This is a genomic window from uncultured Lutibacter sp. (assembly GCF_937891065.1).
Lineage (GTDB): Bacteria > Bacteroidota > Bacteroidia > Flavobacteriales > Flavobacteriaceae > Lutibacter.
Window position 1 is genome coordinate 1 of sequence record NZ_CALAEQ010000159.1, and the last position, 23,425, is coordinate 23,425.

The 23,425-nt window shown below is 27.7% G+C and carries 25 protein-coding genes; 8 read left to right on the forward strand and 17 right to left on the reverse strand.

The features are described from left to right. The first annotated feature begins 142 nt into the window (after positions 1-142). On the forward strand, positions 143-1,090 hold the full coding sequence (locus tag Q0352_RS08665; protein ID WP_299526704.1) for a hydrogen peroxide-inducible genes activator: 948 nt from the start codon (positions 143-145) through the stop codon (positions 1,088-1,090). Positions 1,091-1,104: 14 nt separating this feature from the next. On the opposite strand, the gene Q0352_RS08670 is transcribed toward Q0352_RS08665, so the two are convergent. After that, a complete protein-coding gene (locus Q0352_RS08670; protein ID WP_299526707.1) occupies positions 1,105-1,302 on the reverse strand; it encodes a hypothetical protein in 198 nt (65 codons plus the stop codon). Between the two features lie 116 nt (positions 1,303-1,418). Then, positions 1,419-1,685: a hypothetical protein gene (locus tag Q0352_RS08675; RefSeq protein ID WP_299526710.1), complete on the reverse strand. Its 267-nt coding sequence runs from the start codon at positions 1,683-1,685 to the stop codon at positions 1,419-1,421. Positions 1,686-2,166: 481 nt separating this feature from the next. On the opposite strand from Q0352_RS08675, the gene Q0352_RS08680 reads away from it, so the two are divergent. The 3 genes from Q0352_RS08680 to Q0352_RS08690 all read left to right on the forward strand — a co-directional run bounded on the left by Q0352_RS08680 (position 2,167) and on the right by Q0352_RS08690 (position 4,206). Then, positions 2,167-3,174, forward strand: coding sequence for an adenosine deaminase (locus Q0352_RS08680; RefSeq protein WP_299526713.1), 1,008 nt, complete (start codon positions 2,167-2,169; stop codon positions 3,172-3,174). Between the two features lie 198 nt (positions 3,175-3,372). Next, entirely contained in the window at positions 3,373-3,963 is a 591-nt protein-coding gene (locus Q0352_RS08685) for a hypothetical protein (RefSeq protein WP_299526716.1), read from the forward strand. A 36-nt stretch (positions 3,964-3,999) separates the two neighbouring features. Continuing rightward, positions 4,000-4,206, forward strand: coding sequence for a DUF2892 domain-containing protein (locus Q0352_RS08690; RefSeq protein ID WP_299526718.1), 207 nt, complete (start codon positions 4,000-4,002; stop codon positions 4,204-4,206). A 36-nt stretch (positions 4,207-4,242) separates the two neighbouring features. On the opposite strand, the gene Q0352_RS08695 is transcribed toward Q0352_RS08690, so the two are convergent. Together Q0352_RS08695 and idi are read right to left on the reverse strand one after the other, a co-directional pair. Continuing rightward, entirely contained in the window at positions 4,243-4,653 is a 411-nt protein-coding gene (locus tag Q0352_RS08695; RefSeq protein ID WP_299526721.1) for a 6-carboxytetrahydropterin synthase, read from the reverse strand. Then, positions 4,654-5,181 carry an isopentenyl-diphosphate Delta-isomerase gene (gene idi, locus Q0352_RS08700; RefSeq protein WP_299526724.1) on the reverse strand — a complete coding sequence of 176 codons (528 nt, stop codon included), beginning with the start codon at positions 5,179-5,181 and terminating at the stop codon, positions 4,654-4,656. Positions 5,182-5,320: 139 nt separating this feature from the next. Between idi and Q0352_RS08705 the strand changes: the two genes are divergently transcribed. Continuing rightward, positions 5,321-6,910 carry a peptide chain release factor 3 gene (locus tag Q0352_RS08705; RefSeq protein ID WP_299526727.1) on the forward strand — a complete coding sequence of 530 codons (1,590 nt, stop codon included), beginning with the start codon at positions 5,321-5,323 and terminating at the stop codon, positions 6,908-6,910. On the opposite strand, the gene bshC is transcribed toward Q0352_RS08705, so the two are convergent. Both bshC and Q0352_RS08715 read right to left on the reverse strand, forming a co-directional pair. Then, complete coding sequence (gene bshC, locus Q0352_RS08710; protein ID WP_299526729.1) at positions 6,911-8,503, reverse strand: bacillithiol biosynthesis cysteine-adding enzyme BshC; 1,593 nt, start codon at positions 8,501-8,503, stop codon at positions 6,911-6,913. A gap of 96 nt (positions 8,504-8,599) precedes the next feature. Further along, positions 8,600-9,250: a methyltransferase domain-containing protein gene (locus tag Q0352_RS08715; protein WP_299526731.1), complete on the reverse strand. Its 651-nt coding sequence runs from the start codon at positions 9,248-9,250 to the stop codon at positions 8,600-8,602. A 224-nt stretch (positions 9,251-9,474) separates the two neighbouring features. On the opposite strand from Q0352_RS08715, the gene Q0352_RS08720 reads away from it, so the two are divergent. Then, on the forward strand, positions 9,475-10,311 hold the full coding sequence (locus Q0352_RS08720; protein WP_299526733.1) for a universal stress protein: 837 nt from the start codon (positions 9,475-9,477) through the stop codon (positions 10,309-10,311). A gap of 47 nt (positions 10,312-10,358) precedes the next feature. On the opposite strand, the gene Q0352_RS08725 is transcribed toward Q0352_RS08720, so the two are convergent. The 8 genes from Q0352_RS08725 to Q0352_RS08760 form a co-directional block, all read right to left on the reverse strand. Next, complete coding sequence (locus Q0352_RS08725; protein ID WP_299526735.1) at positions 10,359-11,291, reverse strand: TerC family protein; 933 nt, start codon at positions 11,289-11,291, stop codon at positions 10,359-10,361. Positions 11,292-11,343: 52 nt separating this feature from the next. Further along, a complete protein-coding gene (gene rimO / locus Q0352_RS08730) occupies positions 11,344-12,654 on the reverse strand; it encodes a 30S ribosomal protein S12 methylthiotransferase RimO (RefSeq protein ID WP_299526738.1) in 1,311 nt (436 codons plus the stop codon). Positions 12,655-12,724: 70 nt separating this feature from the next. Continuing rightward, positions 12,725-14,371, reverse strand: coding sequence for an amidase family protein (locus tag Q0352_RS08735; RefSeq protein WP_299526740.1), 1,647 nt, complete (start codon positions 14,369-14,371; stop codon positions 12,725-12,727). Between the two features lie 99 nt (positions 14,372-14,470). Further along, entirely contained in the window at positions 14,471-15,424 is a 954-nt protein-coding gene (gene ftsY / locus Q0352_RS08740; RefSeq protein WP_299526742.1) for a signal recognition particle-docking protein FtsY, read from the reverse strand. A gap of 86 nt (positions 15,425-15,510) precedes the next feature. Further along, positions 15,511-15,663 carry a DUF4295 domain-containing protein gene (locus tag Q0352_RS08745; RefSeq protein ID WP_299526744.1) on the reverse strand — a complete coding sequence of 51 codons (153 nt, stop codon included), beginning with the start codon at positions 15,661-15,663 and terminating at the stop codon, positions 15,511-15,513. Positions 15,664-15,672: 9 nt separating this feature from the next. Then, entirely contained in the window at positions 15,673-15,858 is a 186-nt protein-coding gene (gene rpmG / locus Q0352_RS08750; protein WP_299526746.1) for a 50S ribosomal protein L33, read from the reverse strand. A 12-nt stretch (positions 15,859-15,870) separates the two neighbouring features. Continuing rightward, the gene (rpmB, locus tag Q0352_RS08755) at positions 15,871-16,110 is read right to left on the reverse strand and encodes a 50S ribosomal protein L28 (protein ID WP_299526748.1); all 240 of its coding nucleotides are present in this window, start codon (positions 16,108-16,110) and stop codon (positions 15,871-15,873) included. Positions 16,111-16,187: 77 nt separating this feature from the next. Continuing rightward, complete coding sequence (locus Q0352_RS08760) at positions 16,188-17,435, reverse strand: competence/damage-inducible protein A (RefSeq protein WP_299526750.1); 1,248 nt, start codon at positions 17,433-17,435, stop codon at positions 16,188-16,190. Between the two features lie 293 nt (positions 17,436-17,728). Here Q0352_RS08760 and Q0352_RS08765 point away from each other — a divergent pair, with 293 nt between their 5' ends. Beyond that, positions 17,729-18,142, forward strand: a complete 414-nt coding sequence (locus Q0352_RS08765; RefSeq protein WP_299526752.1) for a hypothetical protein — start codon at positions 17,729-17,731, stop codon at positions 18,140-18,142. A gap of 3 nt (positions 18,143-18,145) precedes the next feature. Here Q0352_RS08765 and Q0352_RS08770 read toward each other — a convergent pair whose 3' ends face one another. After that, entirely contained in the window at positions 18,146-18,757 is a 612-nt protein-coding gene (locus Q0352_RS08770; protein WP_299526754.1) for a fumarylacetoacetate hydrolase family protein, read from the reverse strand. Positions 18,758-18,783: 26 nt separating this feature from the next. Then, entirely contained in the window at positions 18,784-19,623 is an 840-nt protein-coding gene (locus Q0352_RS08775; protein ID WP_299526756.1) for a 1,4-dihydroxy-2-naphthoyl-CoA synthase, read from the reverse strand. A gap of 175 nt (positions 19,624-19,798) precedes the next feature. Between Q0352_RS08775 and Q0352_RS08780 the strand changes: the two genes are divergently transcribed. Continuing rightward, a complete protein-coding gene (locus Q0352_RS08780; RefSeq protein ID WP_299526758.1) occupies positions 19,799-22,192 on the forward strand; it encodes a GAF domain-containing protein in 2,394 nt (797 codons plus the stop codon). Between the two features lie 17 nt (positions 22,193-22,209). Here Q0352_RS08780 and Q0352_RS08785 read toward each other — a convergent pair whose 3' ends face one another. Further along, positions 22,210-23,424, reverse strand: coding sequence for a Pycsar system effector family protein (locus Q0352_RS08785; RefSeq protein WP_299526760.1), 1,215 nt, complete (start codon positions 23,422-23,424; stop codon positions 22,210-22,212). Between the last annotated feature and the right edge of the window lies 1 nt (position 23,425).

Genomic DNA, 23,425 nt, shown 5'->3' on the forward strand with positions numbered 1-23,425 from the left:
AAATTGTTGTGCTCATAATTATTCTTTTATTGTTAAATTTTTATTCTATTTTTAATTCTAAACAAATTTATTCAAAAATAAATTCGATATTATATAATTATTATTGATAGTTTTAATATCTTTATCAAAAATACTTATAACAATGACTATTACACAACTTAAATATGTTTTAGCGGTAGCTGAACATCTAAATTTCACTATAGCATCAGAACATTGCTTTGTTACTCAACCAACACTAAGTATGCAAATTCAGAAGCTTGAAGAAGAATTAGACACTCAAATTTTTAATAGAAAGAAGAAACCCATTCAACTTACTGAAATAGGTAAAAAGATTATTGAACAGGCAAAAATTATTGTAGACGAAAGCAATCGAATCAATGACATTGTAGATCAACAAAAAGGATTTATTGGTGGAGATTTCAGATTAGGAATAATTCCAACTGTAATGCCTACTCTATTGCCAATTTTCTTAAAAACATTTATAAAAAAATACCCAAAAGTAAATTTAAAGATTGAAGAATTAACTACTGAAGAAATTATAAGGAAATTATCTGATGGCCATATTGATGTAGGTATTGCTGCAACACCTTTAGAAAATGAAATGATAAAAGAGCGTGTGCTATATTATGAACCATTTGTTGGGTTTGTACCAACAGAACACCGCTTATATAAAAACACATCAATTGATGTTGACAATTTAAATATTGATGATATTTTATTATTAGAAGATGGTCACTGTTTTAAAGACAGTATTCTTAACTTGTGTAGTACATTTGGACGTAAAAACCAACATTTTCAATTACACAGTGGAAGTTTTGATACATTAATTAAACTATCTAAAGAAGGTTTAGGTATGACGCTGCTACCTTATTTACAAACTTTAGATTTAAATCAAGAAGATAAAATTTATTTGCGAGAATTTAAAGAACCTGTTCCAGCCAGAGAAGTTAGTATTATTTATCATAAATCTCAGCTAAAAATTCAATTAATAGAAGCATTAAAAAATGTTATTGATGGAATTGTAAGAGGCGTAATTGCCTTTAACGATGTAAAAATAATTAGCCCAATACACAAGAAAAAAGGAGCTTAAAAGCTCCTTTTTTTTTAATTTTTAACTAATAATAAACAAGTATGTAAATCTGGTTTATTTATTGTAAACTCTCTTAACCAAAAGTACAATTCTTTAATCTCATAAGGTAATAATCTATTTATTGCTTTTTCTAATTCTTTTTTAAATAAGTCTTTATTGAAACTAACTTTTTCAAGTACGGTTTTTGTGTACTCAAACATTGCTCTTGCCATATTTTAAAAGATTTTAGTTGGTTAAATTAAAAACGTTTAATATCTATTTTTATTACATTAAAAGTACAAAAAATAAATATATAAAATAAATATTTTTAACACTTAATTTGTAAAACTTACAGTTTGTTTATCTTTTCAAGCAAACTATTAGCTATCTCCTCTAATTCTAAAGTTATGTTTTTAAAATGTGCCTTTTTATTTTCAACATTTTTTATGTTTATTTTTTCAACTAAAGAATCAAATGCTAATATTGCTTCATCTATAATAGCATCAGTAGCTTTAGAATCAGTTTTAGGGTTTAATAATTCCCAAGTATAGCACTCTTCAATAATATCTCCTAAAACGTAATTAATATCTTTTTTTAAATTTTTAATGCTTGCCATAATTTCTATTTATTTTTATCGCTGCAAATTTACAAGAAATTGATTAATTATTTCATCAAAATATTAAATATTAACTATTAAATTTCACATAAAATGAATTTACATCCATAATAATCATAATTATTGAGAAATGTTTAAACCCTTTAAAATTTTAAGCGAATTTTCAATGTGTTTTTCTGCATTAAACTGAATATTAAAAAAATACTGTACAATTCCTTTTTGATTCTAAAGTTTAAATGAAGGTAGTTTATCCCCAACTTCTATTTTTTTCCCATAAACTGCAATTAAATCTTAAATTAGAAACAGAACTCCAATTATTCCCAAAATAAAAATGACATATTTTTTCATATTTAATTTTTAACAAATATCCCTAAAAATAATTAGTTAGTTTTGCAATATGAAATGAACAAACTAAATAGTTTCTTCTAATCAAATAATTTATACGAATTTTACTGCCTTTAAAAAAAGATAAGAAATACAAATGAAAACATTTATAGAAAATTTACCAAAAGCAGAATTGCATTTACATATTGAAGGCTCATTTGAGCCAGAATTAATGTTTAAGATTGCAAAAAGAAATAACATTAAAATACCATATAATTCAGTTAAAGAAATTGAAGAAGCTTATAAGTTTGATTGTTTACAAGACTTTTTAGATATTTATTATCAAGGTGCTGGGGTTTTAACAACCGAACAAGATTTTTACGACTTAACTTATAGCTATTTACTAAAATGCGCAACTCAAAATGTGCGTCACACTGAAATTATGTTTGATCCACAAACACATACAGAGCGTGGTATTTCATTTGAAACTGTAATAAACGGAATTTCAAAAGCTTGTGATGATGCTAAAGAAAAATTAAACGTTTCTTCATTATTAATTATGAGTTATTTACGTCATTTAAGTGAAGACGATGCTTTTAAAACATTAAACCAATCACTTCCTTTTAAAAGTAAAATTGCTGCTGTTGGGTTAGATTCTTCCGAAAAAGGGAATCCACCATCAAAATTTAAAAATGTGTATGAAGCTTCTGTTAAAGAAGGTTATATTCCTGTTGCGCATGCCGGTGAAGAAGGATCTGCTGATTATGTTTGGGAAGCAATTGATATTTTAGGAATTAAGCGCATTGACCATGGAAATAATTCACTTCAAGATGAAAAATTAGTTGCTGAAATTATTAAACGTGATATGGCTTTAACCGTTTGCCCATTATCAAACACTGCATTGCAAGTTGTTGATGATTTAAAAAATCATCCGTTGAAAAAAATGATGGATTTAGGTTTAAAAGTGACTATAAATTCTGATGATCCTGCTTATTTTGGTGGACAAGTAAATAAAAATTATATTGAAATTCAAAAGGCTTTAAATTTAACTAAAACTGATCTCTACCAGTTGGCGAAAAATTCATTTCAATATTCATTATTAGATAAAAAGACTAAAGAAGTGCTTATTAAAGAACTTGATAATTATTATAAAAATAATGCTTAATGAAATCTGGAAAACTGTTCTTGATAACATAGCAATCCAACCAACGAATATTAAACTATTTTTAGAAAATTTCAATAATAGATTTAACACTAATAAAGGTTAATTAAACAATAAAACAAATACCAATAAATATCACTTTAAAATTGTAATAAATTATCATTAACTTTCGTTAGTGACTTAATAAAACTAATTAAAATTATGAAAAAGAAAATCATATCTATTCTCATTTTATCTTTCTCCTTAACTACGCTATTTAGCCAAACTAACCAAAAGTTTATTGATACAGGATCTGTAAAAAATCAATTTGATTATCTTATCAATAAATCTTTCAGTTATAAAGAATATAAAAATATAAAACTAAATTGGTTAACTGAATTAGAGGCTAACGTAATAGACTCTTTATCAAAGTCGAAAAATGAAATTCTAAAAAGTTATACAATTATTAATTCTCAGAAAAAAACGATTGACAGTTTAAAAACTTCAATAGTAAATCATGAAAGTAATATCACCAATTTAACCAATGAAAAGCAAAGTATTTCCTTATTAGGAATTGAGTTTGAAAAATCATTTTTTAAAACCTTAATGTTTTCAATAATTGGTATTCTACTAATTTTATTATTCTACTATATTTTTAAATATAAAAGCAGTAATAGCATTACCACTCAAGCCAAACTAGACTTAACAGAACTAGAAGAAGAATTTGAGACTCACAGAAAAAGCGCTTTAGAGCGTGAGCAAAAAGCAATGCGTAAACTACAAGATGAATTAAATAAACAAAAAAAAGAGTAACTTTAATTTTTAATTTAACTAAAAGTGTTTTTTATTATGAAAAAAAATATGGGATCTGTAGACAAAATTATTAGAGTGCTAATTGCAATAGTAATTGCCGTTTTATATTGGCAAGGAATTATAAGTGGTGGCACATTAGCAATTGTATTGCTTGTTTTTGCTGGTGTATTTGTATTAACTAGTTTGGTAGGTTATTGCCCTTTATATCCAATTTTAGGATTAAATACTTGTAAGAAAAAATAATATTTAATAAAAAAGAGGCTTCTGTAAGTCTCTTTTTTATTTACCACAATAAGTTACAAAATTCCTTGGAGTCTCATAAAGCGTCACTGAAAGCTCTAAATTATCATCAATTTTAGCACGTAGTTTATCCCAAATTACTACTGCAATATTTTCAGCTGTTGGATTTAAGGTTTTAAATTCAATTACTTCTTCATTTAAATTTTTATGATCAAATTTTTCTTCTATTTCACTTTCAATTAAAGCTTTTAAAACTTTCATATCCATTACAAAACCAGTTTCGGGGTGAATTTCACCTTTTACTGAAACTACTAATTCATAATTATGTCCGTGGTAATTTGGATTGGCACATTTACCAAAAACCGTTGCATTTCTTGCATCTGTCCAATCAGCATTGTACAATCTGTGAGCTGCATTAAAATGTGCTTTTCTATTAACGGTTACTTTCATTTAAGCTTTGTTTTTACTTATAAAACTATAATACTTTTCAAAAATAATTTTAAACCATTCTGTATAAACTTCAGGATGTTCTAACATATCATTTTTCACTTCTTCAACAGTCATCCATTTAAAACTTTCAACTTCTTCCCTATTAATTATTGGATTATCATTGTAATAACCAATCATAATATGGTCTAATTCGTGCTCAGTTAAACCATTATCAAACGGTGCTTTATAAATAAATGAAGTTACTTCTTCTAACTCACAAACAAAACCCATTTCTTCTTGCAAACGACGCTTACCTGCTTCAATATTACTTTCTCCATTACGTTGGTGACTACAACAAGAATTTGTCCATAATAATGGCGAATGATATTTATCCGCTGCTCTTTGTTGTAACATTAACTCGTTCTTTTCATTAAAAACAAAAACTGAAAATGCTCTATGTAATACTGCTTTTTCATGAGCTTCCATTTTTGGCATTAAACCAATTTGCTCATCTTTTTCATTTACTAAAATAACTTGTTCTTCTATCATTATATTTTGAATTGCAACAAATTTACAATTTTCAATTGAAACTTAATTATTTGAAACACTGAAATAAGTCGATATTTAATCTTTTATTTTTTCAATCTTTAATCTTTAAATCCCTAAATTTGCACCTCAAAATTTGAAGATGAGTTTTTTAAAAGAAATAGAACGCAGACGTACATTTGGAATTATTTCGCACCCCGATGCAGGTAAAACTACTTTAACTGAAAAGTTATTATTATTTGGTGGCGCTATACAAGAAGCTGGTGCTGTAAAAAATAATAAAATTAAGAAAGGTGCAACTTCCGATTTTATGGAAATAGAGCGCCAACGTGGTATTTCTGTAGCTACATCTGTTCTTGCTTTTATTTACAAAGACAAAAAAATAAACATTTTAGATACTCCTGGACATAAAGATTTTGCTGAGGATACTTTTAGAACTTTAACTGCTGTAGATAGTGTTATTGTGGTTATTGATGTTGCAAAAGGTGTTGAAGAGCAAACCGAAAAATTGGTTGAAGTTTGTAGAATGCGCAAAATACCAATGATTGTTTTTATTAATAAAATGGATCGTGAAGGTAAAGATGCTTTTGATTTATTAGATGAAGTTGAGCAAAAATTAGGATTAAGAGTCACTCCTTTAAGTTTCCCCATTGGAATGGGTTATGATTTTAAAGGAATTTATAATATTTACGAAAAAAAGATCAATCTATTTTCTGGTGATAACAAACAAACAGTTTCTGAAGGTGTTGAATTTAAAGATATTTCAACTCCAGAATTAGATAAAATAATTGGAGAAAAACCTGCCAATATTTTACGTGAAGAACTTGAATTGATTTCAGAAGTTTACCCTAAATTTAATAAAAAAGAATATTTAAGTGCTGATTTACAACCCGTATTTTTTGGCTCTGCTTTAAATAACTTTGGAGTAAAAGAATTATTAGAATGTTTTGTTGAAATTGCACCTACCCCACAACCAAAAATGTCTGAAGAGCGTTTGGTAGATTCTAAAGAAGAGCAAATGACTGGTTTTGTTTTTAAAATTCATGCTAATATGGATCCTAATCATAGAAACAGATTGGCTTTTGTTAAAATTGTTTCAGGAACTTTTAAGAGAAATTCACCCTATTTACATGTTCGCCATAATAAAAAATTAAAATTCTCTAGTCCAAATGCTTTTTTTGCTGAAAAGAAAGAAATTGTTGATGAATCATTCCCAGGTGATATTGTTGGGCTTCAAGATACTGGAACATTTAAAATTGGAGATACTTTAACCGAAGGTGAAGTTTTAAACTTTAAAGGCGTACCTAGTTTTTCTCCTGAACATTTTCGTTATGTAAATAACGCTGACCCTCTAAAATCTAAACAATTATTTAAAGGTTTAGATCAATTAATGGATGAAGGTGTTGCACAATTATTTACATTAGATTTAAATGGAAGAAAAATTATTGGTACTGTTGGTGCTTTGCAATATGAAGTTATCCAATACCGTTTAGAACATGAATATGGAGCTAAATGTAGCTATGAAAATTTACCTATGCACAAAGCATGTTGGGTAGAGCCAGAAGACCCTAAAAATAATGAATTTAAAGAATTCAAGCGTGTAAAACAACGCTATTTGGCAACTGACAAACAAGGACAATTGGTGTTTTTAGCAGACTCTGCATTTACAATTCAGATGACACAAAGTAAATACCCAACGGTAAAATTGCATTATACAAGTGAATACAAATAGCTAATATTCAATAATTGTAAACTCTAATTGCAAAGGGTTAATTGCATTAATTAACATAGGAATAAATTCATCTCCTAATATTAAATAAATTTCGGAAAAATTACGAGTTCGCTCTTCTAAACTTTGATTTGGAAATAATTCATTTTGAACTATTTTAATTCTTTCAACAACATCAGAAAGTTTTCGTTTTTGTGCTTTTAGCAATCTTTTTTCTAAATTATGTAATCCGTTTAATTGTTTTTTTTCTTGAGCTTTTACAGCTCCTAAAAAAGAAACATCTGTTTGCCTTGCAAGCTCTTTTAAAGCCATAAATTGTTGCTGTAAATGTTCCTTTTGTTTTGAAAAATTAATTTCAATAGCTGATATTTCTTTTATTTTTTTTGTGACTAACAAATTTTGTTCTAGAAATAATTCTCGTAAAGAAATTTTTAGTTTACAACTCTTAATTACTTGTTTTTCAGAAGCTAACAACACTGAATTTCTTAATAACAATATAGGAAAAGGTATATTTACAACATCAAAATAATTTTTCAATTGAAACCAATATGCCAACTCTCCACCTCCACCAATATAACATAAATTTGGCAAAACTGTTTCTTGAAACAACGGCCTCATAATTACATTTGGACTAAAATTTTCAGGATTATTTGAAACTTCATTTAAAATTTCATCTTCTAAAAAAATAAGATTTGTATTGTTAATTTTATATTTATTATCCTCAAAAACAATACGTTCCCTTAAATTATCTTTTAAATAAAATAAGTTAATCTCTCTTGGGTTAACTTGAATTGGATAATTTTCACCTAAATTCTCAATTGTTTTTGACACTTCTTTGAATGAAGTGTTATTTAGTAATTCATCTTTAATAAAAGGCGCAAATTGTTCTTTTAATTGCACATTATCACCATCAATAATAATTAAGCCGTATGCTCCAAAAAGTTCATTCACCAAGTAGCGAGTTGCATCTTTTAAATTACTATGATCTAAGTAAGACTTTTTAAATAGTTCTTTTAAGTAATTTGCATCATTAGAATTACCAATTTCTTTAGAAAACTCCTTAAAAACCACATCAAAATCTTCAGTTTTCAATCTTCCAACAGCTCCGCTACTATTTCTATTCCAAGTTATCTTTTTATTTTTCAGGTTGAAGAAATTTATTTCCTCAAAATCGTGATCTTCAGTAGCCATCCAATAAACAGGTACAAAATTATTTTTTGGAAATTGTTCTTTTAATACTTTCGTTAAATTGATCGTTGAAATTATCTTATACAAGAAATATAACGGTCCTGTAAAAATATTTAATTGATGCCCTGTTGTAATAGTAAATGTATTATCGCTTGAAAGGGATTCAATATTTTGTAGTGTTTTATCTGAAATTTCAGTATTTTCAAATTGACTTTTTAGAACATCAACTAAAAGATTCCTAGATTGTGATTGGAATGATAGTTCCTTAGTTTCAATTTGTTTTTTAAATCCTTCTAAATCAGGAAAATTTCCATAAAAATCAGATAAATCATCTTTTTTATCTAAATAATCACAAACTATTTTTGAAAAATAACCCGTCTTTTTAAATGGAATATGGTGTACTTTCATCCGTTATTTTTTAGTAATATTTATTTGACAGATGTCATTCATATTGTTATAACATTCATTGTAAATGCAATTTTTAAGTATATTCATTTCTCAAAATTAAACTGTGCGTTGAAATAAAGTATATACATATTCTCTTAAACCTCCAGAAGGTTGAGTATAGGTATAATTAAACGACTTTAGTAACTTAAAATCAGTTCCTAATCGCTCTTGCAACATTTCTTCATTATAATTAACAATATCTAAACCACTACATTTTTTTGCGCCTTCTAAATTAAATTCGGCTAAAATCACAAAACCAGTTGGCTTAATCGCTTGTCTAATCAAATCAAAATATACTTTTTGTTGCTTTTCAGTAGTAAAAAAGTGTAAAACAGCCCTATCATGCCACAAATCAACATTTTTAAGCTTTAATAATTCTGAAGGATTGGTTAAATCATCAGCAATAAACTGAACTTGAGAATGTTTATGCTCCGTTAAATTATTTTTCAATTCAGTTAAAGCAGCCGATGAAATATCATTTACAATAATATTTGTATAGCCCTTATTTAATAAAAGTTCAATTAATGTTGCGGCACCTACACCTGCATTAAAAATTTGTGCATCTTTTGGTAAATTACATGCTGAAATTAATTCCATTGACGGAATTGGATCTTCTTCATACCAACCTAAACCATCAATAGGTGTTTTTTGATAAGCATTATTCCAATGTTTTTCAAAATCGTAATCCGGTAATTCGTTTCCTCCCATTACTATTTAAATAAATTATTGTTAAAAGTAAACAATTTAGGTTGTTTGACGCAATTGTACAAAATATCTAACAAATTTTTAACTCATTCTATAAAACACAAAATTTGTATAATTCTAAGAATCATAGATAAAGCGACACGTTATATATTTAACACAACTGATAACAAGCAAATTATAAAATTTGATTAAAATTTTGTAAATTTAAGTATTCAAAAAGGTAAACGATGAAAAAAATTCTTGTTCCTACTGATTTTTCTATCAACTCAAATACAGCTGTACGTTTTGCAATTCAGCTAGCAAAACAGCAAAAATTTGAATTGACATTCTTTCATTCCTATACTTTTATTAAACCATTTTCATGGAGCGAAGCTACTTTTAAATCACAAAAAAGAATTGAAAAAGAAAAAACACAAAAAAAACTTATTCAATATGTGAAATCTATTTATAAAATTAAGGGTACTGTTCCTGAAAATGTTAAATATGTAATTAAAGAATCTATTTTTACAGATAGCAACATCAGAGAATACGCTTTAAAAAATAATTATAATTTTATTTGTATTAGTGCACGAGGAGCTGGGACTATTCATAAAATATTGGGAACAACAACTTCTAATCTAATTAATTTTTCAAGCGTTCCAATTATAGTAGTACCTAACAATTATAGAACAAAAAAAATAAAAAAGATACTTTACACTTCAGATTTTATAAATACTGAAAGTGAACTAAAAAAAGTAATGACCTTTGCAAAACCATTAGAAGCCAAAGTAAAGTTATTACATTTTAATTTCCCTTTTAACAAAGTAAATAACGAATTTAACATTGCAACATTTATAAATAAATACCCTAAGGGTGCTATTGATTTACATTTGATAGATTGTGACCATTCAGATAATTTAATTTCAAAAATTAATGAGTCTGTATTATTATTTAAGCCCTCAATTTTAGTAATGTTTACCCGTCAAAATAGAAGTTTTTTTGAAAAATTATTTTATAGCAGTAAATCTGAAAATTATTCATTTTATACCAACGTACCTTTATTGGTATTTAATAAAATGAACTAAAAATGGTCCTTTTTAAAGCTTAAATTGTTTAGTGTTATTAAACAATTCTAATCTATTAATTCTTCTTCAGTTTTAGGTAAAATAAGAGAAAATACGACTGATATAATTAGTATACCTAAGATTCCAAACAGAGAATAGATAATTGGTATTTTATACAAATCTACAATTAACATTTTTACTCCAACAAAAACAAGAATTGCAGATAATCCATAACTAAGATAGTGAAAATATTGAGTAATTCCTGCCAAAGCAAAATACAATGCTCTTAAACCTAAAATAGCAAATACATTGGACGTAAAAATAATAAAGGTATCATTTGTTATAGCAAGAATTGCAGGGATTGAATCAACTGCAAAAATTAAATCTGTAAACTCAACCAACAGTAAAACTATAAAGAGCTGAGTTGCAAAAGTTTTTCCTTTAATTTTTACAAAAAATTTATCACCTTGTTCTTCAGTAGTTACAGGCATAAATTTTTTAAATAAACGCACTAAAAGATTTTTTTCAGGTTCTATTTTTTCATCTTTATGAAAAAGCATTTTTATTCCTGTAAATACCAAAAAACCTCCAAATATGTATATAATCCAATGGAATTTAGCAATTAATGCTACACCTGCAAATATAAAAAATGCTCTCATTATAAGTGCTCCAAGAATACCCCAAAACAAAATTTTATGTTGAAATTTAGGGTTCACATTGAAATACGAAAAAATCATAATGAAAACAAATAGATTATCTACACTCAATGATTTTTCAATAACATAACCAGTCAAAAACTCAATGGCCTTTTCTTTGCCCATATAAACATAAATACCGTAATTAAACAGCATTGCTATAGAAATCCAAATTGCACTCCAAATAAGTGCTTCCTTTATTTTTACTATATGAGATTTTCTATGAAAAACACCTAAATCTAACGCTAGCATAATAAATACAAAAGCTAAAAAACCAATCCAAACATGAATTCCAACCACTAACATATAAATTTTATATAACTTAAATTAATAATCATTTTATTCTATTACTTAAAATTTAAACTGGTTCTCCATATAAATCAAACTCTGTTGCTGAAGTAATTCTTATTTCTGCAAACTTACCAACTTGTACATAATGTTTAGTAGCATCAATTAAAACTTCATTATCAACATCCGGTGAATCAAATTCTGTTCTACCAACAAATTGATTTCCATCTTTTCTGTCAATTAAAACTTTAAAGACTTTATCTACTTTTTCTTGATTTAATTCAAAAGAAATCTGACTTTGAATTTCCATAATATCATTCACACGTTGTTGCTTAACGTCTTCAGGAACATTATCTTCTAAATCAGCTGCCGTAGTATTTTCTTCATGTGAATAAGCAAAAGCTCCTAAACGTTCAAAACGCATCTCTTGTACCCAATCTTTTAACTCTTGAAAATTTTCTTCAGTTTCTCCTGGATAACCTACAATAAGTGTAGTTCTAATCGCCATATTAGGAACCGATTTTCTAAACTCAGCAATTAAATTAGTAGTTTTTTCATGAGAAGTTCCTCTTTTCATCGATTTTAAAATCTCATCATTTATGTGCTGTAAAGGAATATCTAAATAATTACAAACTTTAGGTTCATTATGTATTACCTCTAAAACATCTAATGGAAAACCTGTTGGAAACGCATAATGCAAACGAATCCACTCAATTCCATCAATTTTAGCTAGTTCTTTTAGTAAATCAGCTAATGCTCTTCTTTTATAAATATCTAAACCGTAATATGTTAAATCTTGCGCAATTAAAATTAATTCTTTAATTCCTTTCTTTGCTAATTCTGTAGATTCAATCACCAAATTTTCAATTGGAGTTGATACGTGTTTTCCACGCATTAAAGGAATTGCACAAAACGAACAAGGTCTATCACAACCTTCAGCAATTTTTAAATATGCATAATGTGTTGGTGTAGTTGTTAAACGTTCACCAATTAATTCATGCTTATAATCTGCATCTAAAACTTTCAATAAATTTGGCAAATCGTGAGTTCCAAAATATTCATCAACATTTGGAATTTCTTTTTGTAAATCTGGTTTATAACGTTCACTTAAACAACCCGATACATAAACTCTATCAACTTCACCTAATTCCTTTTTGTTTACATAATGCAAAATAGTATTAATGGATTCTTCCTTTGCATCTCCTATAAAACCACATGTATTTATTACAACAATATTTCCATCGTCATTTTCATCTTCATGAACCACATTTTTATTGTTTGCTTTTAGCTGTCCCATTAGTACTTCACTATCGTACACGTTTTTAGAACATCCTAAAGTAACTACATTAATTTTATTCTCTTTCTTCGATTTGGTTCTCATCTTTTATATTTAAGGAGCGCAAAAATACTAATTTTTAGTGGTAAACTAATCTTTTTACGTAACTACTTTGTTAATAGCCTTTTGGTTGTTTACGAACTTTTGTTAATTGTTCAAAAGCATAACCCATTTGTAATAATTTTTGTTCTTGAAATGGTTTTGCTATAAAGGTTAAACTAATTGGCTCACCAGAATCTTCATACCCCATTGGAATTGTTAAACAAGGATATTTTGCCACAGCAGCAAATCCTGCATGGTAATTGTTTATTGATAAAACGGCATCTAAATTAAGTGAATCCATTGGCTTACTAAAAAATATCACACCATTTTCATGCAAGTTTTGTTTAATTTTTTGAAATGACAAAGATGAAGTTGAATCAGCAACAATTCCTTCAAGTAATTGTTGACCATAAGGTGCTCTCTTTAATGAATCTTGAAGATTTAAATTGATAACATCTTCAACAGAAGCTACTAAAATATTCTTATCTGCATATTTCTTAAGATAATTAGGTAAATCATATTTCATATCAATGTTTAATAACGTAATAAAACCTTCCAATTTCAGTTTAGGAGGATCAAATTCTATAATTTCAGCACCAGCTCTTTTAATTTTAGCAATGGTTTTTAAATAAATTGAATCTGCTAATAATTGTTTAATTACACCAAACCTCTTTCCTTTAAGAGTTGATTTTGTTAAATTTTTTAAATAATCAATATTCTTATCCGTATTCTTTGTTGTATTATCCTCGGAATCCTCTCCTATCATGGCTGCTAAAAAAATAGCATTATCAATCACACTTTTAGTCATAGGACCTGGTGTGTCCAAAGTACTTGAAATAGGTACAATTCCTGTTCTACTCAATAACCCAATTGTTGGTTTCAATCCAACTACAGAATTCTTACTTGAAGGTGATAAAATTGAACCAGAAGTTTCAGTTCCTACTGCTGCTACTGCAAAATTAGCTGCAACACTAACTCCACTTCCTGCACTTGAACCACCAGTTTCAAATATTTTTCTTCCGTATGGATTTAATGTTTGTCCACCAACAGCACTATAACCAACTGGGCAACCACTACAAAAGAAGTAAGCCCACTCGCTTAAATTAGCTTTCCCTAAAATAAGTGCTCCTTTCTCTTTCAATTTCTGCACTATAAAAGCATCTTCTGTATTAATATTTCCTTGCAATGCAAACGCACCAGCCGTAGTTGGCATTCCAACGGTATTAATATTATCTTTTAAAAGTATTGGCAAACCATAAAGTGAATATGAAGTATCATAAGGTCTATTTTTATCTTTTTCTCGTGCCTCGCTAATTATAGTTGGATTTAATGAAATTATAGTATGCAAAGCCAATTGATTGTTACTTTCATACTTTCTAATTCTATACAAATAAAACAATACAATCTTTTCATATGATAAAATTCCATTTTCAACAGATTCTTGTATTGATGGAATATCTTTTTCAATAATATATGGTTCTAGATTAAAATAATCTTTTTCTGAGAAATAAGCTAAATCCTCTTCGAATGGCTTAAAGACTTCATTCATATCTAGATATTTAGATTGAATGAGTTTTAATTGCATTCTCTTAATTTTATGATTTTGCTGTTCAGCAATTTCTGAAGTTTCATCATAAGTTGTAAAAACAACCGGTAATTCTTTCTTATTGCAAGAAATTACTATTAAAATGATTCCTAAAATAAATACTATTTTTTTCATTATTAAAAATTTTAAACTAAGGTATAAAATATAATACAAAAGACCTCTTAATGTTTACTACATCAAGAGGTCTTCCTATTTTGTTGATTATATATTTTTCTATTTAAAAAAGCTATCTACAAATTCAATTTTATTAAAAACTTGTAAATCGTCAATTCCTTCACCAACACCAATGTATTTAACCGGTATTTGGAATTGATCTGAAATACCAATTACCACTCCACCTTTTGCTGTACCATCTAATTTAGTGATTGCCAAAGAAGTAACTTCAGTTGCTAATGTAAATTGTGTTGCTTGCTCAAAAGCATTTTGACCAGTTGATCCATCTAAAACTAATAATACTTCATGTGGTGCATCTTCAACTACCTTTTGCATTACACGCTTTATTTTGGTTAATTCATTCATTAAATTAACCTTATTATGAAGCCTTCCTGCTGTATCAATAATAACTACATCAGCATTTTGAGAAACTGCAGATTTTAAAGTGTCAAATGCAACAGATGCTGGATCACTCCCCATTTCTTGTCTAACCAATGAAACTCCAACTCTATCTGCCCAAATCTGCAATTGATCAATGGCAGCAGCTCTAAATGTATCAGCTGCACCAAGTACTACTTTTTTCCCTGACCTTTTAAATTGTGACGCTAGTTTACCAATAGTAGTAGTTTTTCCAACTCCATTAACACCAACCACCATAATTACGTAAGGTTTTTTATTTAATGGAATACTAAAATCGGTTTCATTACCCACATTTGTTTCTGCCAATAAACCAGCAATTTCTTCACGAAGAATTTTATTTAACTCATCGGTTCCTAAATATTTATCTTCAGAAACTCTTGCTTCAATTCTCTCAATAATTTTAAGCGTTGTTTTTACACCAACATCAGAAGAAATCAATATCTCTTCTAGGTTGTCTAACACATCGTCATCTACCTTTGTTTTACCAGCAACTGCTTTAGATAATTTAGAAAAAAATGAAGTTTTACTTTTTTCCAAACCTTTATCTAAAGTTTCTTTTTTTTCTTTCGAAAATATTTTTTTAAATAAACTCATTTTGTAAAAATTTACAATGTAAATATAAAAAGAAAAAGCTACTCTCATTTATGAAAGTAGCTTTTATATATATTTATGAACAAGTATTATTTCTTGCTCAAAAAATCTTTTACGTTTGCAGGATCCATAATAGCTTCAGCAAAAGTATAAGCTCCAGATTTTGGAGATTTTACCATTTTAATAGCTTTAGTTAATCTTTTTGATCCAGTCTGTAATGATGCTACTGATTTCTTTGCCATGATCCTATATTATTTAATTTCTTTATGAACAGTCATTTTCTTCAAGATAGGGTTGAATTTTTTAATTTCCATTCTATCAGGAGTATTTTTTTTATTCTTCGTAGTAATATATCTAGAAGTACCTGGTAAACCTGTACCTTTATGCTCTGTGCATTCTAAAATTACTTGGATTCTATTTCCTTTAGTCTTTGCCATTTCGTACTATAATTATTTTTTTAAGAAACCTTTTTCTCTTGCGTCTTTTATAACAGCTGAAATTCCTAATTTATTAATATTCTTTAAAGCTGACGCAGCTACTTTTAACGTTAGCCATTTATCTTCTTCAGGAATATAAAAACGTTTTTTAATTAAATTAACGTCAAATTTTCTTTTAGTTCTATTTAATGCGTGAGAAACATTATTCCCAACCATTGCTTTTTTTCCAGTAAGTTCACAAACTCTTGACATATCTCTTGTACCTTTTTAGTATATTCTCAAAACGAGATGCAAAATTAAAATTTTAAAACAATATACACAAACTTATTTTACTTGTTTTTTAAAATTTCTTTTCTTAGCAATTCTAATGCTTTATTAGATGCCCTTTCAATTACTTTCTCACGAGGCTTCCCAAAGAAAAATTCTTCCGAAAAAATGGTGGTTGGAGTTGCAATTGCAATAAAGACCGTACCAACTGTTTTGTCTGTCTTATCTGCCGTAGGCCCTGCATTTCCAGTAGTTGCTATTGCATAAGTTGTATTGAATTTTTGCTGAATTCCCTTTGCCATAGCTTCAGCAACTTGTGCGCTTACTACTGAATATTTTGTTATTAATTCTTCATCAACATTTAATTCTTGTATTTTTATTGATGGGTGATATGCAACAATTGAACCTACAAAATAACTTGAAGAACCTGCTATTGAAGTAATTTTTTTAGCAATTGAACCTCCAGTACAACTTTCAGCAGTTGCTAATGTCTGTTTTTTATCAGTTAACAATTTACCTAAAACAGCTTCAATTGTTTCATTTTCCTCAAAACCAACAATAATATCTGGAATTAACTTAAACAACTTATCAACTTCATTATTGATCTCTTCCTTTAGTAATTGTTCATCTATTCCTTTAGCTGTTAATCGTAAACGTAGTTTTCCGTATGATGGTAAATAAGCCAATTTTATATAAGTGGGTAAATTATCTTCCCAATGCTCAATCCGTTCGGCAACCATACTTTCACCCATTCCATAAGTTAATATTGTTTTATGAAATATATAGGGCAATTTAAATGCAGCTGTTAATTTAGGTAATACACTATTTTGCATTAACCCTTTCATTTCATTTGGAACTCCAGGCAATGACACCACGATTTTAGCATTGTTTTCAAACCACATTCCAGGAGCAGTTCCTAATTCGTTTTTTAAAGGAATACATTTAGATGGAACCAATGCTTGATGTTTATTGACTTCCGTAAAGGGATATTTCATTTTTGCAAACATTTCTTTAATCTGCTCAACAATTTCTTCATTCAAAATCAAGGTATCATTAAAATATTCTACCAAAGCCAATTTTGTTATATCATCTTTTGTTGGCCCTAACCCACCTGTAACAATAACAATATCACAATTAAGTTGCGCTTCTTTTACAGCCTTTAAAATATGTTGTTTATCATCTTGAATAGAAGTAATCTGATATACTGAAATTCCAATTGTATTTAACTGTTCTGCAATCCATTTAGAATTTGAATCTAATATTTGTCCAATTAAAATTTCTTCTCCTATTGTGATTATTTCTGCTTGCATCTTATCATCAAAAATTAAAAAGTAAAAATATAACGTTTTTTTTAATAAGATTTAGTTTAACAGTAATTTATAACGTTAAAATTCATAAATTTTGAGAGATAAACACCACAATTAATTAACTTTAATAGAATAATTTCATTCCCTCATAAAGAAGCTATAATTGTACTAAAAAAAGTAATTCTTAATTTATTTACATTTATACTTAATAATATCAGAAAAACACTAATTTAAAAGCAACCTTTGATATAAAATTGCATCTATCTAATAGGAAGAATTATAAAAACCCTACTGCTATGTTAACTACTAATGAATTAAGCGACAACGAATTACTTGAAAAAGTTGAAAACTGTACTTTAAGTGCAGAATTGTTCAACCATGAAACACAATTAAGATTGTCATGGATTTTAATAAACAAATATGGTTTAAAAATTGCTACCCTGAAAAATTGTAAAATAAAAGAACAATTTTTTATCAAAGTTTTAAATAGCGATAAATTTAATCTTCCGTTAACAAAATCTTACACTGAAATTTTACATTATTTTATGCAAAAATCAGCTACTAAAAATTTTGATAAATTACTGAGAGAATTTCCTAGATTAAAATATGACTTTAAAAAACTTGTAAATACACATTACGGCTTTGAAATTTTAAAACAACATAGACACAAAGAAATTAAACCTTTAGAAACTATTTTGTTTACGTTTTAATATTTATTTAATTTTTATTGAAAACATTTCTTGTTCTTTGATTGCCCCAACAAGAATATCATTTTCAACCACTCTACCAACACCCGCAGGAGTTCCAGTAAAAATAATGTCGCCTTTTTTTAATGTGAAAAATTGAGAAACATAAGCAATAAGTTCATCTATTTTCCAAAGCATTGCATTTGTATTTCCTTCTTGTACTAACATATCATTTTTATGAAGCGAAAACTTTAAGTTGGTTAAATCTTCCAAATTTTCTTTTGGTATAAATTCACCAATAACAGCACTTCCATCAAAAGCTTTGGCTTTTTCCCAAGGCAAACCTTTCTCTTTACATTTATCTTGTATATCACGCGCAGTAAAATCGATTCCTAAACCAATTTCATCGTAATATTTATTGGCAAATTTTTCATCAATATATTTTCCAACTTTATTTATTTTTACTAATATTTCAACTTCATAATGAATATCATTAGAAAAAGGCGGAATAAAAAAAGGCTGATTTTTAGCCAAAATTGAAGAATCTGGTTTTAAAAATATTACCGGATTTTCTGGTTTTTCATTTGCTAATTCTTCAATGTGCTTTGCGTAATTACGTCCAATGCAAATTATTTTCATAAATTTCTTTATTAATTGTCAATTATTTATGGAATCCATTTTTTCTCAAAATTAGGTGCACGCTTTTCCAAAAAGGCATTTCTTCCTTCTTTTGCTTCATCTGTCATATAAGCCAAACGCGTTGCTTCACCTGCAAAAACCTGTTGCCCTACCATACCATCATCAGTTAAATTCATAGCAAATTTCAGCATTCTAATTGAAGTTGGAGATTTTGCCAATATTTCCTGAGCCCATTCATAAGCTGTATTTTCTAATTCATCGTGAGGAATTACTGCATTTACCATTCCCATTTCATAAGCTTCTTGAGCTGAATAATTTCTTCCTAAGAAAAATATTTCGCGAGCCTTTTTTTGACCAACCATTTTTGCCAAATATGCAGAACCGTAACCTCCATCAAAACTTGTAACATCGGCATCAGTTTGTTTAAAAATTGCATGCTCTTTACTTGCTAAAGATAAATCACAAACTACATGCAAACTATGTCCGCCACCAACAGCCCAACCTGGAACCACAGCAATTACTGGTTTTGGCATAAAACGAATTAAACGTTGAACTTCCAATATATTTAAACGATGATAGCCATCTTCACCTACATAACCTTGATGACCTCGTGCTTTTTGATCTCCACCACTACAAAACGAATAAACCCCATCTTTAGTTGAAGGTCCTTCAGCAGAAAGTAACACAACACCTATTGAAGTATCTTCTTGAGCATCATAAAAAGCATCATACAATTCTTTCGTAGTTTTTGGTCTGAAAGCATTTCTAACGTCAGGCCTATTAAAAGCTATACGAGCAACTCCATTACATTTTTTATAGGTGATATCTTCAAATTCTTTTACCGTTACCCAATTTATTTCTTTCATTTTTGATAAATTTATGCGTAAAAATAAATTATTTTAATGGTTTAAAAAATTAATAATTTAAAAGATTATGAATGTTATTTTTTAAAATGAAAAGAATTACCTTAGTAAATAAAATTGTAATTTTGCCATATATTTAGCGACGAAGCTTACTATACATCGATTTAAAATATTACAGATGAAAATAATTCCTTCAAATTATACTAAAACTACAGATTTACCTTTAAAGCAAAAAATTAGTTTTGAAGCTATATTTGAATATCTTGAAGAAACAGCAAAAGACAAAAATAATTATTTACACTCTTCCGCTACTCAACTATTAGAAGAATATAAAGATCTTACCATATTAAGAGAAGGTTTTGAAGATTTTAGCTACTTAGATATATACCGAAAAGAAATTGGTAAATTATTAGATATTTTATTCCCTGATCTATTACAAAGCAATGAAATAAAGGCAGCAAGCATACCTTTTGAGTTTACAACTTTTAAACTTTCAAAACGGTTTCAACAAATACTGGATGATGCTGGAGATGACTTTGAATTAAAATTGCGCAATTTTGAAGAATCTAACATTTATATACTTGCTTGTACATTTATATTAGCATACCACTATAATGTGAAGATAGATTTTGGAAGACCATTTTTTTATGATATACCAAACCTAAAAACGGGTATCACTAAACATTACAGAACATTATTTAATGGTGATTTTTTTAAAGTAAAACCTTTAAAAGACACAAAACTTATTACAGATGAAGATGTAAAAATCTTATTAGATAACTTTAATAATATTGATGTTTGGAGAGAGAAATTCCCACCTAACAGCTATGAATTTAAAGGGTTTGGTATTGTGAATTTATTTGATGTAACTTCAGATCAATCATTATCTAATCTTAGAGAAAACCTACTTAAAAAAGATCAACATGGTTTTTCTGAATTAGAAAATAGCATCTCTAATTTATATAGTTCAAACACTATAAAAATTGGATTTTCCACTTATAATTCAAATAATGATGGATTACAATTTAAAAACTATAAAAAAGAGCAAAGTTTTATTCAATTAGATGATTGCTCAACCAAAGAATGTAAGGATTTTTTCTGTGGAGGAATTATTAATAAAGTTTTTAAAAATAATGAACTATTAGCAATTTCAGATATTGAAAAATATGGTAGAAATACTGACTACAATGGATTTTACAAAGTTTTAAAAAGTCAAAATATATTAAGTGTAATTTTAGTTCCATTACAATTAAAAGAAGGTTTATTGGGTGTTTTAGAATTAGTTTCAACAAAAAAATATGAACTAAACTCTATAAATGCCTACAAACTTGAAGATGTTGTTCCTGTATTTAAAATTGCAGTTAAACGATATATGGAAGAGTTTGAAAACTCTCTAGAATCTGTTATTCAAGAAAATTACACTTCTTTACACCCTACTGTTAAGTGGAAATTTTATGAACAAGCTGAAAATTATCTTTTTAACTTAAAGGCTGGGAATAAAACTTCAACAAATTTAAAAAGTATCGTTTTTGAAAATGTTATTCCTTTATATGGTCAAAGTGATATTAAAGGTTCTTCAACCGCTAGAAATAATGCAATTCAGGCAGATTTAATTAAACAACTTAAACTTGCTTCAATTGTAATTGAAAGAGCAGCTGCTTTATTTAATCTTCCAATTTATAGTGACTTATTATTTAGAATTGAGGAATGCTTAGTTAACATAAAAAAAGGGCTAAACTCTGGAGATGAAGTATCTCTAACTGATTTCTTAAAAAAAGAAATTTACCCTGTATTTAACCATTTAAAAACTTTAGATAAAAGTTTAAAAGAAGAAGTAGATAATTACACGAAACAAATTGACCCACAACTTCAAGTTGTTTATGATAAGAGGAAAAAATATGAGGAAAGTGTCACTATTTTAAATGATGAACTTGCTAAATTTATCGATAGTAAACAGGTAGAAGCTCAAAAAATGTTTCCACATTATTTTGAGCGTTACAAAACAGATGGTATAGACTATAACATGTACATTGGACAGTCTTTAGTACAAAACTCCGTTTATAATGAAATGTATTTGCACAACCTTAGGCTTTGGCAATTACAATTAATGTGTGAAGTAGAAAATATTGCTCATAACTTAAAAGATTCCTTAGAGCATCCTTTAGAAATAGCATCGCTAATATTAGTACATAGTACTCCTTTAGCTATTAAATTTAGAATGGATGAAAAGAAATTTGATGTTGATGGCGCTTATAATATTAGGTATGAAATTATTAAAAAACGTATTGATAAAGCTCTTATAAAAAACACTACTGAAAGGTTAACTCAACCGGGGAAAATAGCCATTGTTTACAGTCAAAAAAGTGATGCTGATGAATATATAAAATACATTAAACATCTTCAATCAAAAAAACAATTACTACCTACCATTGAAAATGTTGAATTAAAAGATTTACAAGGTGTATTTGGGTTAAAAGCACTAAGAGTTTCCGTTAATTATAATAACACTTCAGAAGATACAATAACACTTAATGATTTAATGAATGTTATAAAAGATGAAACTTTAAATTAATTTACAATTTCTTAAAATTAAGAGTTTTTCATTAGTTGGAAAGCTATAATAAAAGTAATTACAGAAGCAATAATTCCTATCATAAAAATATTATAAGCTATTCTTAACAACCTGTATTTTTTATCAAGTACAATACCTAAAAAATACAAATCTTTCATTAAAGATTTGTATAAATAATCTCTGTCGTTCATCAATTCCGTCATTCCAACTTGAAAATCCTCTAAAGGCATTTTATGGAAATTTCCAAAAAATAATAAATTCACTTTTCTATCTTCAACATCTTTTTTTGTAAAAGTACCAGAGGTTACTTTTGGACGGGTTGATAATATTGAAAATATCATGGTTACAACCGAAACAAATAAAAATAACATAGTAGGATAAATAAGATAATAATTATCTGCTTTATCCAATTTAGGAAACAATGTAGACAGTGCTATTGAAAGAATAATTGCACTAACAGAAAGCAAAATATTTGCTTTTGTATCTGCAATATCACTTAATTTAATATGATTTTTAAGCGTTACCCGAAACAGTGTTTCTATTCCTCTTTCTGGTCGTTCAATTTTATCTTTTTTAAGTTTTAATAACTCTTTTTTAGAGTTGGATTTAATATTTGAATCTTCACTTTTAGCAATCGTTTTTTTCAAATCTTTTTTAACCTTTAACCAATTCGCAGTTTTATTTGAATTTAGTTTGTTAAAAGCATAATTTGTAAAATACTTGTGGTTACTTAAAAATTGTTCATTTTCAGTAAACCATTCAATATCAGTTAAATGCTTATTACATAACAATTCCCATTCTGATCGAAGTAAATTTGCCTTTTCAAAAAAAGTATCAGTTCCTAAATGGTACAAATCGGCATCACAAATAATTTCTTCTAATTTGTTCTTTGGATTTTGAGGCATTTTGGTTGCATCAATACAGCTTAATACTTTATTTATTTTTTCTTCAGAAAAATTAATAGCCTCCAAATAATCCTTGGCAATTTTTTTACTTTTTTCTTCATGCTTTTCAAAAGAATTAATAAATCCTGTATCATGAAACCAAGCAGTTATTAACAAAATTTCTAAATCTTCTTCTGTAACATTTTCGGCCAATGCAATTTCATTTACAGCATTTACAACATTTACGGTATGATTAAAATTATGATAAACTACCTGCGATGAAAGTTGGTTTTTAGTTAATTGAAAAACATAACTTTTTATTTCCTTAAAAAAATCGGATTCTAACATG